This is a genomic window from Streptococcus vicugnae, assembly GCF_016461705.1.
In the GTDB taxonomy this organism is placed as follows: domain Bacteria; phylum Bacillota; class Bacilli; order Lactobacillales; family Streptococcaceae; genus Streptococcus; species Streptococcus vicugnae.
This window is the reverse complement of the sequence record NZ_JAEMHW010000002.1, coordinates 438801-453582: the sequence shown is the minus strand read 5'-3', so window position 1 is coordinate 453582 and position 14782 is coordinate 438801. Positions and strand designations below refer to the sequence as shown.

12 protein-coding genes are annotated in these 14782 nt (G+C 36.9%); 10 read left to right on the top strand and 2 right to left on the bottom strand.

Annotated features, from left to right (window positions below; translation table 11 throughout):
- The first annotated feature begins 136 nt into the window (after positions 1 to 136).
- A complete protein-coding gene (locus tag JG537_RS05800; RefSeq protein ID WP_199544266.1) occupies positions 137 to 1540 on the top strand; it encodes an APC family permease in 1404 nt (467 codons plus the stop codon).
- Between the two features lie 319 nt (positions 1541 to 1859).
- On the opposite strand, the gene JG537_RS05795 is transcribed toward JG537_RS05800, so the two are convergent.
- Together JG537_RS05795 and JG537_RS05790 are read right to left on the bottom strand one after the other, a co-directional pair.
- The gene (locus JG537_RS05795; protein ID WP_199544265.1) at positions 1860 to 3515 is read right to left on the bottom strand and encodes an Rqc2 family fibronectin-binding protein; all 1656 of its coding nucleotides are present in this window, start codon (positions 3513 to 3515) and stop codon (positions 1860 to 1862) included.
- Positions 3516 to 3658: 143 nt separating this feature from the next.
- Entirely contained in the window at positions 3659 to 4516 is an 858-nt protein-coding gene (locus JG537_RS05790; RefSeq protein WP_199544264.1) for a LysR family transcriptional regulator, read from the bottom strand.
- A gap of 182 nt (positions 4517 to 4698) precedes the next feature.
- On the opposite strand from JG537_RS05790, the gene JG537_RS05785 reads away from it, so the two are divergent.
- The 9 genes from JG537_RS05785 (at position 4699) to JG537_RS05745 (ending at position 14607) form a co-directional block, all read left to right on the top strand.
- Positions 4699 to 5472: an amino acid ABC transporter ATP-binding protein gene (locus tag JG537_RS05785; protein ID WP_281402428.1), complete on the top strand. Its 774-nt coding sequence runs from the start codon at positions 4699 to 4701 to the stop codon at positions 5470 to 5472.
- 27 nt (positions 5473 to 5499) lie between these two features.
- On the top strand, positions 5500 to 7056 hold the full coding sequence (locus JG537_RS05780; protein WP_199544263.1) for an ABC transporter permease subunit: 1557 nt from the start codon (positions 5500 to 5502) through the stop codon (positions 7054 to 7056).
- 12 nt (positions 7057 to 7068) lie between these two features.
- Positions 7069 to 7905 (top strand): dimethylarginine dimethylaminohydrolase family protein, encoded by an 837-nt coding sequence (locus JG537_RS05775; RefSeq protein WP_199544262.1) that lies wholly within the window; start codon positions 7069 to 7071, stop codon positions 7903 to 7905.
- 65 nt (positions 7906 to 7970) lie between these two features.
- Positions 7971 to 9056: a histidinol-phosphate transaminase gene (hisC, locus tag JG537_RS05770; protein ID WP_199544261.1), complete on the top strand. Its 1086-nt coding sequence runs from the start codon at positions 7971 to 7973 to the stop codon at positions 9054 to 9056.
- A complete protein-coding gene (locus tag JG537_RS05765) occupies positions 9034 to 9999 on the top strand; it encodes an NAD(P)-dependent oxidoreductase (protein WP_199544259.1) in 966 nt (321 codons plus the stop codon). The genes hisC and JG537_RS05765 overlap by 23 nt, the downstream gene beginning before the upstream one ends.
- Positions 9989 to 11611, top strand: coding sequence for a zinc-binding metallopeptidase family protein (locus JG537_RS05760; protein WP_199544257.1), 1623 nt, complete (start codon positions 9989 to 9991; stop codon positions 11609 to 11611). Before JG537_RS05765 ends, JG537_RS05760 begins: the two co-directional genes overlap by 11 nt.
- A gap of 348 nt (positions 11612 to 11959) precedes the next feature.
- Complete coding sequence (gene trpX / locus JG537_RS05755) at positions 11960 to 12961, top strand: tryptophan ABC transporter substrate-binding protein (protein ID WP_132869063.1); 1002 nt, start codon at positions 11960 to 11962, stop codon at positions 12959 to 12961.
- Positions 12962 to 12982: 21 nt separating this feature from the next.
- A complete protein-coding gene (locus JG537_RS05750; RefSeq protein ID WP_199544255.1) occupies positions 12983 to 13852 on the top strand; it encodes an ABC transporter permease in 870 nt (289 codons plus the stop codon).
- The gene (locus tag JG537_RS05745; protein ID WP_132869061.1) at positions 13849 to 14607 is read left to right on the top strand and encodes an ABC transporter ATP-binding protein; all 759 of its coding nucleotides are present in this window, start codon (positions 13849 to 13851) and stop codon (positions 14605 to 14607) included. Before JG537_RS05750 ends, JG537_RS05745 begins: the two co-directional genes overlap by 4 nt.
- Positions 14608 to 14782 lie beyond the last annotated feature (175 nt).

Sequence of the window (14782 nt, the reverse complement as noted above, 5' to 3'; positions counted from 1 at the left end):
TAAAATAGGAGTAGAGAGTTGATTTTTACTGCTATTTATCCTAAAATAAAAGACGTTGTGCATGCGAGTCTTGTATCAAGAATTGATAGAATTGTAAAAATTGTATGACGATTTTAAACAAAAAACAGGAGAATGTATGGATATTTTTCGAAAGACCCCTATGGCGCAAAAGAAAAGCTATTTACAGAGACGCCTGGGGCTTGCTGAACTTATCTTTTTAGGGGTAGGTTCGATTGTTGGGACTGGGATTTTCACGATAACAGGAGTAGGAGCAGCTGAATATGCAGGACCTGCGATTACCATTTCAATTATTGTTGCTGCTATCTGTGTAACCATGTCAGCCTTATTCTTTGCAGAATTTTCTTCAAGATTACCACACTCAGGTGGTGTTTATCGCTATTTATATACTGTTTTTGGAGAATATCCTGCCTGGATTGCTGGTTGGTTTATGATTATCGAATTTGCAGGTGCGATTTCGACAGCGGCTTCTGGTTGGGGAGAGTATCTAAAGGCTTTCCTAAGAACTTTTGGTATTAGCATTCCAACAGCGCTTAGTGGACCTTTCAACCCTGATAAAGGAACTTACATTGATATTATTCCGGTTATCTTATTGTTGTTTGTTACAGCTCTTGTTGTTCTGGGTGTTCAAACAGTATTACGCTTTAATTCGGTCTTGGTTATCTTCAAGTTAGCTGTTTTGTTGATTTTCATTGCTCTTGGTTTAACAGCTATTAACACGGATAATTGGAGTCATTTTGCCCCTTATGGTTTTGGTCAAATCTATGGTGGTAAAGTTGGTATCATGGCAGGTGCCTCTTTGATGTTCTTTGCTTTCCTTGGTTTTGAGTCTATTTCAATGGCTGCTGATGAAACCAAAGAACCAGAAAAGAAAATTCCACAAGGTATTTTCTTCTCAATTGGTTTGACAACTTTATTGTATGTTTTGGTAACCTTGGTGTTAACAGGAACAGTTCATTATACAAAATTAAATACAGCAGATGTGGTTCCATTTGTACTACGTAGCATTGGATTCCCATTGGTTGGTAATTTTGTTTCGATTGTCGTGATTTTGACCTTGGTTACTGTATGTATCTCAATGATGTTTGCCTTGTCACGTGTGATTTATAACATTAGTTGCGATGGTTTATTACCAGAACAATTTCAAGAATTGACGCCAAAGAGCAAAGTACCGAAGAAAGCAACGATTTTTGTTGGTTTGGTAACAATGTTTATGTCAGGATTTTTACAACTTGAAATCTTAGCTTTATTGGTTAATATTGTAACTCTTGCTTACCTTATTTTGCTTGCTTTTGGTATTTTGAAACTTCGTAAAGATTATGGTGAGCCAAAAGAAGGAGAGTTTAGAACACCTTGGGTTCCATTTTTACCAATTGTGTCAATTGTGGTTTGCTTATCTTTGATGACACAATGTAAAGCAATTACTTGGTATGGCTTTATCATTTCATTTGTACTCGGAAGTCTCATTTACTTTGGTTATGGTTACAGACATTCTAAGTTAAAAGCGGAAAACAAAGATTAAAAAAACTGCCCAGTGGGCAGTTTTTTCATGAGCCAGAAAATAAGAAAGCGAGTCATGCCCAGCGGGCAGTTTTTTCATGGGCCCAAAAATAAGAAATCGAGTCAAGTTCAGTGGACTGTTGAACCTGCCGACGGGTCAAAACATCCAACGGATGTTTTGAGGTCTGAGCTTAGAAATTGAAAAGCGATGAACCTAAGCTAAGTATCAAAAAAACTTTTTCTTCAGTCTAAAAATAGAGAAGCAAGTCAATGTATAAAGAGTAAAAGAAAAGCCCACTTTAAATCAACCATTGTGGAAGATTTAAAATGAGTTTTCTTTTTTATTTATCAATGCGCATGCTATTGATTTTTTCTTCGGTTGGCGTCACACGAAGTGTTTTTTGACCAGTGTAGGTTACAAATCCTGGTTTCGCACCTGTTGGTTTGTTGAGTTTTTTAGCTTCAATCATATCGACTTGGATAAGGTTTGATAGGCGAGCTTTTGAGTAATAAGCAGCTAACTCTGCGGCATCTGTTTTGACTTCATCACTTGGATTAAGGTTATCCTTGATAAGAACGTGACTGCCTGGGATATCTTTGGCGTGGAACCAAAGTTCACCTTTTTTAGCCATTTTGAAAGTTAATTCATCGTTTTGAAGATTATTTCGTCCAACCATGATGATTGTCTTACCATCAGAAGCTAAGTATTGTTCTGGTTTTTTACGTTTGTGACGTTTATCGCGCGTGCGACGTTTGACAAAACCTGTCTCAACCAATTCTTCTCGAATATCTTCAATGTCAGAGATTGAAGCATGACTTAAGGCTGTTTCGACACTTTCGAGGTAAGTGATAGTGTGTTTGGTTTCTTCAATGAGACCGGCTAAGTGTTTAACAGCTTCTTTAAGCTTCTGATATTTTTTGAAATAACGCTGAGCATTTTGGTTAGGGGTCAAACTTTTATCAAGAGCGATAGTGATTTTTTCGTTTGTGTAGTAGTTATCAAGTTCTACTTGGTCTTGATTATTTGGCACCATTGATAGATAAGTTGTAAGAAGTTCACCCTTTTGACGAAATTCTTCAGCGTTTTCTGTAGCAGCAAGTTCTTTTTCTTGTTTCCCGAGTTTTTTGATATTTTTATCCAATTCTGTTTGGACACGGTGAATCAAATCACTTGATTGTTGGTTGACACGATCGCGTTCTGCTTTGTCTTGGTAGAAAACATCCAAAAGTTCAGAAAGACTATCAAATGGTTTGTCACTTTTTTCAAATAGCACAGCTGCAAATGATTTATCAGTCATATTTGGCTGAACTGGTCTATTGAAGAAAGCTCGGAATTGTTTTAGTTTATCATTGCTAAGTTGCGCAGCTAAATTTTCTGCAGTATCACGCCCTAACCCTTGGAAGAGTTTTTGAAGATGACGTGGAGCCAAGTCTTCCGTTTGTAGGATTTCAAATAATTTTTCATCTGAAATTGTAAATGGATTTTGACTACCAGTTTGCGGAGGGGCAAGATAAGTTGATCCAGGTAAGATAGTACGGTAACTGTTTTGTGAGAAACCGATATGTTTAATGGATTCAATGATTTTGCTTTCAGCTTTATCAATCAAGATGATATTACTGTGTTTACCCATAATTTCAACGACTAAGGTTACCTTAATGTTGTCCCCAATTTCGTTTTTATTTGAAAAAGCAATTTCCAAAATGCGGTCATTTTCAATTTGAGTGATGCTCTCAATCACAGCCCCTTGAAGGTATTTACGCATAATCATGGTAAATGTATTTGGGGTTTGGGGATTTTGAAAATCCGTTTTAGTGATTTGCAGACGACCAAAAACAGGGTGTGCAGAAAGCAAAAGTTTATAGTTTTTACGATTATTACGAATGGTTAAAACAAGCTCGTGTTCAAAAGGTTGATTCACTTTTTGAATGCGTCCATAGAGGAGCTCATCTTGCAATTCTTTTGTTAAATGGTGTAGGAAAAAACCATCAAATGACATGATTAAAGTTGCCGCAAGGTTACTAAGGAAAATGCCTAGAAAACTTACGACGTCTCCTTTCTAATCTCATGTTTTCAATTCTTTTATTATACCATATTCCATGACAAATCTCTTGCTTGTGAAATAGGAAAGTTAAGCTAATGCTATTTTTTTAATTTTTGAATGATTGAAATTAGGTCCTGATAGTGTTTGTTATCCATTTTGACGATGGCATAGGTTTTGACAAAGATATCTTTGAATTTTTTTGAACTTGAAATGATAGTTTCGTTGTCCAATAATCTTTCGGCGATGTCTTGGCTAACAATAGTAATCCCTGTGCCTTTGAGTACTTCGTGTTCAATCAGTGAAAGGTTATCAATAGAGATGTGGTGTTGAGTAGGTAGTTGATTAATTTTAATGAATTCCCTTAAGAAATTATGATAACTACTTGTCATGTGATAGAGTAAAAAGAGTGTTTTCTCCCCTTTATCAAAGGCGTTGATGAGGTCTTTTTGACCGACTATCATCAGTTTATCAGCGCGAAGTGGGATTTTAAGGACACCTTTTTGAGTGTAGCTACCAGACATGATGCCAAGATCAATCTGCTCATCTAACAGTGCTTGGAAAATCTGATGAGAATTACTATAAGTTTGGACGTTTAGTTTGCGATTTTCTGGTAGATTATCTTGGATAGTAGAAAGATAGGTCTTGAGGTAGGAAGTGTCAGAACCAAGAATAATAGTTTCTTCAAAGTTTGATTCTAAATTATCAAGAAGAGTGTTATAAGCCAGTAAGGTCTGATTGGCAAATTGATAAATCTCTCTTCCTTTTGGTGTAAGGGAGATTTTTTTATTTTTACGTAAGAAAACCTCACATAAATTATTGCTAATTTCTTTTACACGCTTAGAAACGGCTGGCTGGCTGATGTTGTTCAGCTTAGCAGCTTCAGAATAACTTTGAGTTTCATAGATGTCTTTGATTAATTTAAAGTCAAAAATGGATAATTTATAACTAGATTTCATAATTTAGATTTTAGCATAAATAAAAGTTATATTCAAATCTTCTAAAGTGGGACGTTTTTTCAAAAAAATAGCCAAAAACACATAAAGTTTAGTCGATATGTCAGAAAACCTAACACAAACCATTGAAATAAAATTCTGAAAATTATAAAATATTGACATCAATTGAGAAAGAGGTTTGCAGCATGGTTGCTTTGGAAGAGGAGTTGGCGAGTTTTGATTTAACGGCAAAGTATATGATTGAAATGAAGGGGATTCGAAAGAGTTTTGGTAAGCAAGAAGTTTTGAAAAATATCAATCTTTCCGTTAAAAAAGGTGAAGTTGTGGTTCTAATTGGCCCATCTGGTAGTGGGAAATCAACTTTGATTCGAACGATTAATAAGTTAGAGAAAATTAATGGTGGGAAAATTGCTGTAATGGGGAAAAACATTTACGACATGAACATGAATGATAATTTACTTCGTGAACGTGTCAATATGGTTTTCCAGCATTTCAACCTTTTTAACAATATGACCATCGCAAGAAATATTAGTATTGGTCCAGAAAAATTACACCGAAAAAGTAGCGAAGAGATGAGTGAGGTTGTTTTTCGGCTGTTAATGGCGGTTGGTTTACTGGATAAAAAAGATGCTTACCCTGAAAATCTATCGGGTGGTCAAAAGCAACGTGTAGCGATTGCAAGAGCTTTAGCTATGGAGCCGGATATCATTTTATTTGATGAACCGACATCAGCGCTTGACCCAGAAATGGTTGGTGAAGTTTTACAGGTCATGAAGGCCATCGCTAAAAGTGGGACGACGATGATTATTGTGACACATGAAATTGGCTTTGCTAAAGAAGTGGCTGACCGAATTGTTTTTCTTGAAAATGGTGAGTTGATTGCGGACATGTTACCTGAAGAAGTTAATAGTTCTTATCCAAATCAACGTGTGGCAAGTTTCTTAAAACAAATTTTGTAAGTTATAAGTTAGGTGTAGGAGTGTTTTATGTTTGGCGGGTTTCTGGAAAGTTATGGTGGTTTTATTTTAGATGGTGCCCTGATGACGGTCTTTTTATCAGTGGTTTCGATGATTCTAGCCTTGATTTTAGGTGGTCTTGTCACAGCAGCTCGAATGAGTGACAATCTTTTGATTAGTGGTTTGACAAAACTTTATATTGAAGTGGTTCGTGGTTTGCCAATGCTAGTCATTTTGTCACTCTTCTTTTATGGCTTGCCTGAGCTAGGGCTTAATATTCCTAAAGGGACCTTATTTGGGGTTGATTTAGATCGTTTGATTGCTGCTTTAACAGGTTTAACGGTGGGTGAGTCGGTATTTGTTGCTGAGATTTATCGTTCTGGGATTCAAGCTGTTGATTCAGGTCAGTTTGAAGGAGCGCGAAGTATTGGTTTTAATAAATTTCAAGCTTATCGTTATGTGATTATTCCACAAGCTTTTAAAAATATTTTGCCAACCTTGGGCAATGAATTTGCTAATAATATCAAATCAAGTTCTCAAGCGTCTGTTATTGGTGTGGCTGATTTGATGTTTACAGCAAGTACTATTCAAGGCATTTCTTATAAACCCTTTCAAGCCGTCATTGCCGTTGGTATTGTATATTTAGTTTTTACTTTTTCAACGACTCGCATTGTTGCCCACTACGAAAAGAAAATGAATCGTAGCACAGAAGAAGAGCTGAGTTTTGATGAAAAGGTAGGTCAGTTTTTACAAAACGTTAAATCAAGTTGGAAGAAACTGACAGTAACGACAGCTGTCATCGCAGCTATTATTGGTTTATTTGCTTTGAATCATAGCAGAGCTACTCAAGCAGCAAGTGGCATTGATAAGATTCAAGAGTCAGGTCAGCTAGTGGTTGCGACAAATATCGGCTATGCGCCGTATGAATTTTACGATTTGAGTTCAGGTCATAAAAAAGCAGTTGGGGTTGACTTAGCTTTTGCTAAACAATTGGCTGACAAGTTGCAGGTGAAATTGGTTGTTAAAAATATGAACTTTGATTCAATTTTAGGAACAATCACATCAGGTAATGCAGATATAGCTATTGCAGGGATGACTAAGACAAAGGAACGTGAAAAGTCAGTTGATTTTACTAAAAACTACGTTAAACAAATCAATAAGGTCATTGTTCGTAAAGAGTTTGCTAGTCAGTACACATCGATAAAATCTTTAGCCCCAACATCAATTGCTGTGCAAAAATCAACAACGCAAGCGGATGTGGTTAAAGATAGTATCAAGCCAAAACAGATTGTTGCACTAACGAGTCTGCCAGATGCTTTTCTAAATTTATTACAAGGAAAGGTTGATGCGGTTGTTGCAGATGATACAGTGGCAGATCAATATATCGCAAGTAATAGTGACTTAACCTATGCTGATATTGAATTGCCTGGAACAACTGAAACAGCTATGGCTTTGACAAAAGGCAATCAATCATTGAAAGCTTATGTTGATGACCTTATTGAACAAGATAAAAAAGATGGGACTTTTGACAATTGGATGAAAACTTATAGTAATCTTGCTCAAAAGAATACCGGAGAAAATGAATAGAAGGAGAATCTTATGACAGTAGTAGATGGAACTAGTCGTTTACGAAAAGTCTTAATGTGCCGTCCAGATTTTTTGGTCAATGCTGCGCCGATTAATGTGATTTCAGAGCAGTACACAGAGCCTTTAGACCACGATAAAATGATGCGAGAATATGAAGCGGTGGTTAAGGCATATCAAGATAATGGTGTTGAAGTGGTTGAAGTGACTTCAAGTAAGAAAATGCCAAATGCCGTTTTTGCAAGAGACTTTGGAGGTGATGTTAAGGAAGGTTACATCTTAGGACGCTTTAAAAAAGAAATTCGTTTTGCTGAACGTCAGCATTATGAAGACATCATGTCAGGACTTGGCATTCCAAAGATTGCCGAAGTCACTGAAGGTTACTTTGAAGGGGGTGATTTTGCTTTTATTGATAACAAAACGTTAGCGATTGGTGTGATTGACCGCACTAATCTCACGGGTGTTGATGAAATTCGTAAGCAGCTAGAACCATATGGTTACAAGGTTTATGCCGTTAAAGCCAATCCAGATTATTTGCATTTGGATATGTGTTTTAACTTAGTAGCACCTAAACTTGCTATTGCTTATGAGGCTGGATTACCAGATGATTTTATTACCTTGATTAAGGAAAAAGGTATTAAGGTTATTTCTGGAACGCAAGAAATGATTTTTAAACATGGTTATAACGTTGAAACTTTGGGAGATAATCGTGTGATGAGTTTAAAACAAAATACTTTTATTAACGAAGCACTTCGTAGTGAAGGTATGGAAGTTATTGAGGTCGATATTACAGAGTTATTGAAAGCAGGCGGTGGCGTGCATTGCATGACTTTCCCACTTGAACGTTATTAATCAATTGCTCAGGAATTATTTGTAGATGTGGATTGCCACGTAAAAAACAATTTAGAAAGTTTGTTATGTCAACATTTTTAGCTAAATCATTTGAAACTATTGTCGCTTATGAGCCTGGTGAACAACTTGGGGATGATTATCTTAAATTAAACGCCAATGAAAGTTCACAGGAACCTAGTCCTCGTGTTTTAGAGGTTTTGAAGAATGCTCAGACCTTAAATTATTATAACGATCCATGTCAACATAAATTACGTCAAAAATTAGCTCAGCTACATTCACTTGACCAAGCAAACATCATTGTTGGAACAGGGGCAGATGATGTTTTGGATTTAATTTTTAGGACATTTTTTGATCGTGGGGACAAAATTGCTTTTCCAAAAGTGACTTATCCGTTTTACAAAGGATATGCAGATACGTATGGATATGAAGCATTAGAAGTGCCTTTAACAAAAGATTTACGCGTTGATTTATCAGATTATGAAGATCTTCCACATGCCGTTTTAGTTGTTAATCCGGATGCACCAACAGGATTTTTAAAACCTTTATCAGCCATCAAGAAATTGGTTGCTTCGCATCCAGAGCGCCTGGTTATTGTTGATGAGGCTTATATTGATTTTGGTGGTGCTTCAGAAGCAGCTATTAAGTTGGTTGAGAAATTTTCAAATGTTATTGTTGTTCGTACTTTTTCAAAATCGCGTCAATTAGCTGGCGGTCGGATTGGTTACGCGGTTGCTTGTAAAGAACTCATCAAAGATATGGAAGATTTAAAGATGGCGGTTAATCCATTTAATGTGAGTCTGTTACAAGAAGAAGTGGCGATAGCAAGTTTAGAAGATGAATTTCATTTTGAAAGACATGTCAAGGAAATTATCGACAATCGTGATTACTTGACATCTGCTCTTCGTATTTTAGGCTTTAAAGTTTTAAACAGTAAGACGAATTTTGTCTATGCGTCTTCACGTTTGATTTCAGGGGAGGAATTATATGAAAAATTACGTGAACGCCATATCTTGGTTCGTCACTACGAGACAGAAGAAGTCAAAGACTTTGTTCGTATCACCATTGGTACAAAACAAGAAATGCACCGTTTAGTTAGTGAGGTAGATGCTATTTTAAAGGAGAAAGATCATGTTAAAAGTGTTAATTTCTGATTATCCAAATGTTTTGGCGGAGCGTGATTTGAGTATCGAAGTTAACCTTTTAAAGGAACTTTTACCTGCCGATAGCGAAATTACTGTTTATCCTTATATCAATGAAGATGAGTTTATTGAAAGAATGTCTGGTGTGGACGTGCTTTTGACAGCTTTTCTTCCACTTAAGGAAGATATTTTAGGAAAATTTCCTGACTTAAAGGGGATTGCAGTTAATGCAACAGGGATAAATACCATTGATACTGACTATGCTGAAAAGTTGGGCATTGCTGTTCGCAATTTAGGAGCTTATTCAACAGAAGATGTTGCCAATCATACGATAGCTCTCCTGCTTGCTTTAAATCAAAAACTCTTTATACATCGCAAATTCATAGAAGCAGGATTTTGGAGTTATCAAAAGGCTGGTGAAGTTAAGCGGCTTTCCTCGCAAACCTTAGCTATTTTTGGTCTTGGTCGAATTGGACAAGCAGTAGCTAAACGTGCAAAAAGTTTTGGAATGTCTGTGATTGCCTACGATCCTTTTTTGCCAGAAGAAGTGGCAGAAGAAATTGGGGTCAAATTGGTCTCGGTTGAGACTATTCAAGCAGAAGCTGATGTGATTAGTCTACATTTGTTTGCTAATTCGGCTAATGAGCATTTCTTTAATCGGGACTTCTTTAAGAAGTTGAAAAAACCAGTGATTTTTATCAATGTGGCGCGTGGTAGTCTTGTGGATGAAGCAGCACTGATTGAAGCGTTAGATGAAGGCAAAGTGATTGGAGCGGGGCTTGATGTCTTAGAAAGTGAAAATCCAGACCTTTCAGATAATCCATTTCTTAAACGAGATAATGTTATCTTGACCCCTCATTCTGCCTTTTATAGTCAAGATAGTCTGAATACCTTGCAAGTTCAAACGGTTAAAAACGCAGTTGCTATTTTGAAAGAGTATCATCATGAAATTTGAAACCATTGAAGAATTGAGCACGCCAGAACGTATCGAAGCCATTGCTAAATATTTGGTGTCTATACTTTCAGTTAATGGCACAAAAGGCGAAGTCAATTTGGCTGATGCCATTTATGAATTGGTGCAATCAGCGCCGTATTTTACAGCTCACCCTGAGTGTGTTTGGCAACAAGTTTTAGAAGATGATTCTTTAAAACGTAAGAATAATTTTGCACTGCTAAAGAAAGCTGAGGTATCAAAGACAGTGATTCTGCATTCTCATATGGATACTGTTGGGGTTGAAGATTATGGACCTATAAAAGCTATTGCCAATGATTCAGATGCGCTTCAAGAGTTCTTTAAAAACTATGACGAAGACCCACTTATTCAAGAACATGCTAAATCTGGTGACTGGTTGTTTGGTCGCGGAATGCTTGATATGAAATCAGGAGATGCAGTCAATATTGCGACACTTTTCTACTATATGGAACATCCAGATGAACTTCCTTGCAATTTACTTTTGATGACAAATTGTGTTGAGGAAAATGACCATACTGGTGCCATCCAGGCCTCAAGTGAACTGTTACGTCTTCGTCAAGCAGGTTATGAGTTTCAAGCAGCGGTTAATACGGATTTTATTTCTCCTTCATATGACGGTGATGAGAAAAAATATATCTACACGGGCGCTGCTGGGAAAATACTGACATGTTTTTATATTAAAGGGAGAGAAACACATGTCGGCAGTTGCTTGATGGGGATTGATGCGACTTTAATATCGAGTGCTATTAATCTCAAAATCAATACCAACCTTGATTTAGTTGAAACAATTGACAACGAAGACATTTTACCTAGTTCTGCCTTGCTTCAACGTGATTGTAAAGACTTCTATAATGTACAAACTAACAAGCGTGCTAATCTTTACTTCAATACTTTTCTTTATGAAAAGAGTGCAGATGATGTCTTACAAATTTTGCTGAAAGCAAGCAAAGAAGCGGTTCAAGAGTTATCAATGACTTATCGCAAACGATTTAAAGCCTATTCTGAAAGAAGTCGCATTCACAGCAGTATCTCACATGATATCGATGTGATGACATTTGCCCAATATCTTGATGCCTTAGAACAAAAAGGGTATGATACCAAAACTTTGATTAGAAAGTTTTTCGAAAGCATTGGAGATTATGATAAACGAGAAGTTGGCTTTGATTTAATTGATTACTTGGAAGCAAAGACTCAGTCAGATGAAGCAAAGGTGATTATCTTTTTAGCACCACCGTTTTGCCCTCACAATTATATTGATTTAGGTAGTGAAGTTGACCGAGCTCTTGAAGAAATGATGGCAGAATTTCCTCAAGAACACTTTGTGAAGCGACGCTTTTTCCCATTCTTAAGTGATTCAAGTTATCTTGCTATGCGAGAAAGCTTAGAAGACATTGACAAGTTGAAGGCTAATTTTCCTTTGATGGATGCTATTTATCCTTTGCCAGTTGAGACAATCAGGAGTCTCGATATTCCTGCTGTAGATTTAGGAGTCTACGGTATTGGTGCTCATACATGGAAGGAGAGACTCTATAAACCTTATTCTTATCACACTCTTCCAAAGGTTATTAGAAGCTTTATCAAGCATCTTAATTAGGAATTTCACTAAAAATTTTTTGTGTTTTGAATAAAAATAAGAAAATTTCGAAAAAAGGTTGAAATTTTCAGAATTTAGGTTATAATTATTAAAAAACACAGGAGGAAGCTAAGATATGAACATGACACAAACTCTTACAAGTTGGCAAAGTTGGCGTATGTAAAAGTTGTGTTTATGTTATGGCATAGATACGACTTTTGGAGTACTTCTAAAAAGTATCTATGCGCTAATCTTAGTTACAAGATAAAAAAGCGTGTAGTAAGTTTTTACTAGACGCTTTTCTTTTTAGTTGACTCATCGGGATTACACATTAGTAAATTAATAATAAAGCATTCAACGGAGAAAAAGATGAAAAATAAAGCACTTATTGGAACACTTATTGCCCTTGTTATTTTAGTTGCTGGTTCAATGATTTATGACCAGACGAAAAATGAGTCAGCCAAAAATGGAGAGATTAAAATTGGAATCTTACAATATGTAACCCATGATGCCCTTGATGAGATTGAAAGAGGGATTGAAGATGGTCTAGCTGATGCTGGTTATGACAAAGATAATGCTAAAATCACTGTTTTAAACGCCGAAGGTGATCAAAGCAAGATTCAAACCATGAGTAAACAATTGGTACATGCAAAAAACGATGTGGTTATCGGTATTGCCACACCAGCTGCACAAGGTTTAGCGTCAGCAACATCAGATATTCCAGTTGTGATGGGAGCTATTTCAGACCCAGTTGGTGCCAAATTGGTTAAGAATTTGAAAAAACCAGAAGGAAACGTTACAGGCGTTTCTAACCAAGTGCCAATCAAACAAACTGTTGAGATGATTCAAGAAATCACACCAAATGCTAAAACAATCGGTGTCTTGTATGCAAGTAGTGAAGATAATTCGGTATCTCAAGTTGCTGAATTTAAAGACTATGCAAAAGCAGCAGGTATCAATGTGATTGAATACGCTGTTCCATCAACGAATGAAATTAAAACAACTATGTCTGTTATGACTGGTAAGGTTGATGCTGTTTTTGTCCCACAAGATAATACGATTGCCTCAGCCTTCACAACAGTTGTTAACTCAGCTAATGCAGCGAAAATTCCAGTCTATTCATGCGTTGATACCATGGTTGAACAAGGAAGTATCGCTTCAGTTGCTCAAAGCCAATATGATTTGGGTGTTGAAACAGCTAAGATTGCTGTTAAATTACTTGCTGGTAAAAAAGTATCAGACGTCCCAGTTAACATCGTTAATACTGGTACCCCAACCCTTAACTTGAAAGAAGCCCAAGAACTTGGCATTACGATTCCAGATAGCATGTTGTCAAAAGCAACAGTAGCTGTCAAAGCAGATGAAAATTAGGAGAGAAGGAGAAAACATCATATGATTATTTCGTCAGTTTCACAAGGTCTTTTGTGGGGAATTCTTGGTCTAGGAATTTACCTGACTTTCCGAATCCTCAATTTCCCAGATATGACCACTGAAGGTTCTTTCCCATTAGGTGGCGCTGTTGCCGTTACGTTAATGAATGGTGGAACCCATCCGCTTTTAGCCACTTTAGCTGGTATGCTAGCTGGATGTGTGGCGGGGCTGGTTACTGGTCTTCTTTACACTAAAGGAAAAATCCCAACGCTTTTAGCAGGAATTTTGGTAATGACGTCTTGTAACTCAATCATGCTTATGGTGATGAAACGCGCCAATCTTGGTTTACTAAACATCAAACCTTTGCAAGCATTGCTTCCATTTTCTGATAGTACAAATCTTTTGGTTATTGGTCTTTTAGCAGTGATTATCGTGATTTCAGCGCTTATCTTTTTCCTTTGTACACGACTTGGTCAGGCTTATATTGCAACAGGTGATAACCGTGATATGGCTAAAAGTTTCGGAATTAACACTGACCGTATGGAAGTGATGGGGCTTACGATTTCAAATGGTTTGATTGCTTTGTCTGGTGCCCTTGTTAGCCAACAAGATGGCTACGCTGATGTGTCAAAAGGGATTGGTGTCATTGTTATTGGGCTTGCAAGTATTATTATCGGTGAAGTTCTTTATTCAACAGGATTAACCCTTCTTGAACGTTTGATTGCTATTGTGGTTGGTTCAATCTTGTATCAATTCTTAATCACAGGTGTGATTGCACTTGGTTTCAATACAAACTACCTCAAATTGTTCAGCGCCTTAGTCCTAGCAATCTGCCTCATGGTCCCAGTTCTTAAAAATAAATTCTTTAAAGGAGTGACCTTATCACGATGAAAAAAATTGTAGAATTAAAAAATGCAACTGTTCAAGTTAATAATGGTCTTGATGAGGTCAAAACAATCCTTGATGATGTGAACTTGACCATTTATGAGCATGACTTTTTAACGATTTTAGGTGGAAATGGTGCTGGTAAATCAACTCTTTTCAATGTGATTGCTGGGACTTTGATGTTAACTAGCGGAAGCATTTCAATCCTTGGAAAAGATGTGACGCATCTGCCTGCTGAAAAACGTGCCAATTATCTTGCGCGTGTCTTTCAAGACCCTAAAATGGGGACAGCACCGCGTATGACGGTGGCAGAAAATCTTTTGATTGCCAAATACCGTGGTGAAAAACGTGGTCTCTTGCCACGAAAAATCCATGCTTTCACAGATGAATTTAAAGCACTTGTGGCACGAACTGGTAATGGTCTTGAAAAACATTTAGATACTCCAACGGGTCTTTTATCAGGTGGGCAACGTCAAGCGCTCAGCCTTTTGATGGCTACGCTGAAACGTCCAGAATTGCTATTGCTCGATGAACACACCGCAGCACTTGACCCTAAAACAAGCGTGTCTTTGATGAACTTGACAGATGAATTTGTATCGGGTGACCAATTGACTGCGCTCATGATTACCCACCACATGGAAGATGCTCTTAAATATGGAAATCGCTTGATTGTTATGAAAGATGGTAAAATCATCAAAGATCTTAATCAAGAGGAAAAAGCACAAATGGCAATTGCTGATTACTATCAATTATTCGAATAGACCAAACGCCTTCGGGCGTTTTTTATGTGCTTAAGTAACTTTTCCAAATCACAAAGAAGAAAATCTTCTGAAAATATGTTACAATTAAATTGCTGTAATTCGACTTGCTAACCTTTTTGGAGGCAAGGACCGTTAGTAAAATTCATAAGCAATTAAGTTGCACGTATAAAAAAAT

What these genes read in the sequence shown, in the direction of transcription:
- JG537_RS05790 (WP_199544264.1), bottom strand. Translation starts at nt 4,516, where the DNA reads ATGAAATCTAGTTATAAATTATCCATTTTTGACTTTAAATTAATCAAA.
- JG537_RS05800 (WP_199544266.1), top strand. Translation starts at nt 137, where the DNA reads ATGGATATTTTTCGAAAGACCCCTATGGCGCAAAAGAAAAGCTATTTA.
- JG537_RS05745 (WP_132869061.1), top strand. Translation starts at nt 13,849, where the DNA reads ATGAAAAAAATTGTAGAATTAAAAAATGCAACTGTTCAAGTTAATAAT.
- trpX (WP_132869063.1), top strand. Translation starts at nt 11,960, where the DNA reads ATGAAAAATAAAGCACTTATTGGAACACTTATTGCCCTTGTTATTTTA.
- JG537_RS05795 (WP_199544265.1), bottom strand. Translation starts at nt 3,515, where the DNA reads ATGTCATTTGATGGTTTTTTCCTACACCATTTAACAAAAGAATTGCAA.
- JG537_RS05775 (WP_199544262.1), top strand. Translation starts at nt 7,069, where the DNA reads ATGACAGTAGTAGATGGAACTAGTCGTTTACGAAAAGTCTTAATGTGC.
- JG537_RS05765 (WP_199544259.1), top strand. Translation starts at nt 9,034, where the DNA reads ATGTTAAAAGTGTTAATTTCTGATTATCCAAATGTTTTGGCGGAGCGT.
- hisC (WP_199544261.1), top strand. Translation starts at nt 7,971, where the DNA reads ATGTCAACATTTTTAGCTAAATCATTTGAAACTATTGTCGCTTATGAG.
- JG537_RS05750 (WP_199544255.1), top strand. Translation starts at nt 12,983, where the DNA reads ATGATTATTTCGTCAGTTTCACAAGGTCTTTTGTGGGGAATTCTTGGT.
- JG537_RS05760 (WP_199544257.1), top strand. Translation starts at nt 9,989, where the DNA reads ATGAAATTTGAAACCATTGAAGAATTGAGCACGCCAGAACGTATCGAA.
- JG537_RS05785 (WP_281402428.1), top strand. Translation starts at nt 4,699, where the DNA reads ATGGTTGCTTTGGAAGAGGAGTTGGCGAGTTTTGATTTAACGGCAAAG.
- JG537_RS05780 (WP_199544263.1), top strand. Translation starts at nt 5,500, where the DNA reads ATGTTTGGCGGGTTTCTGGAAAGTTATGGTGGTTTTATTTTAGATGGT.